Below are 941 nucleotides of genomic sequence, written 5' to 3'. Positions count from 1 at the left end.
CACCCACTTGGCGATTTTTTAAACCCAGCCTTAGCCCTGCTAGGACAAGGTTTAAAGAAATCACCAATTGGGCAAAAATTGGATTTTGCTAATCATCCCTATTTATGCAAAGGTCTCAATATATTTTACACTTTTGCTATATATTCCCACCATCTGTCAATCATTGGTCTAGCTTTTTCAACAACCTCATCTTTTGTTGCTCCAAAAATATATGTTCTATTTCGTATTTTCCCTTTGAAATAATATAACAGTGCATTCACCCTCCTTTTAAGATATGCCTTAAATCTGTATAAAATTACCCACCAACCAAATTACCTTGCAACTTAATAAGTAGTTCATAATCACCATTATCAGCCTGTTTTAAGGCTTGTATATAATCACCTCTATGGATATTTTCCTGAGCAAGTAAGTCTTCATTCCATTTTGTAGGTTTTAATTCATTTTGCTTTAAGTAGATATTGGCAAGCATTCTAGACCACCTGCCATTTCCATTTAAAAATGGATGAATAACCACTGCTCTATAATGCAGTCTCGCACTGATTTCTATAGTGTTAAATGTTTTATTTTCATGCCAAAAACTTAAATCATCGATTAGTTTTTTAAGCTCAGTGCTAACAAGATAAGCTTTAACACCAAAATTAAGCTCGGCCGTTCTTATTTCTCCAGCCCAATCCCACACATCACCAAACATTTCTTTGTGTAATTTCAAGAAAAAATCAGTATCCCCCAATCCAAAAATAAAAACCAAAAAAACGCACAAACCCCAACTGGTATAATGATTTCAACCAAAAAACAGTTTCACCTATTAGGTGAAAACCAAAGGCAATCAAGCCCCTCATTAACCAACCAAACTTTATGCGTTTATGAACATTTTAAACTACAAACTTGATACAACTAACGAACTTTTAACTTCTCGCATTGGACTTATTACACTAGCACAC

The 941-nt window shown here is 34.2% G+C and carries 2 protein-coding genes; one reads left to right on the top strand and one right to left on the bottom strand.

Annotated features, from left to right (window positions below; all coding sequences use genetic code 11):
* Positions 1 to 243: hypothetical protein (locus tag BBROOKSOX_RS11720; protein WP_218973762.1), on the top strand; the 243-nt coding region annotated here is incomplete at its 5' end.
* Positions 244 to 295: 52 nt separating this feature from the next.
* Here the strand turns inward: BBROOKSOX_RS11720 and BBROOKSOX_RS11715 are convergent.
* On the bottom strand, positions 296 to 748 hold the full coding sequence (locus tag BBROOKSOX_RS11715) for a mobile mystery protein B (RefSeq protein WP_257607883.1): 453 nt from the start codon (positions 746 to 748) through the stop codon (positions 296 to 298).
* Positions 749 to 941 lie beyond the last annotated feature (193 nt).

The sequence above is a fragment of the bacterium endosymbiont of Bathymodiolus sp. 5 South genome (assembly GCF_900128535.1).
Classification (GTDB): domain Bacteria; phylum Pseudomonadota; class Gammaproteobacteria; order PS1; family Pseudothioglobaceae; genus Thiodubiliella.
This window is presented reverse-complemented; position numbering and strand designations above follow the sequence as displayed.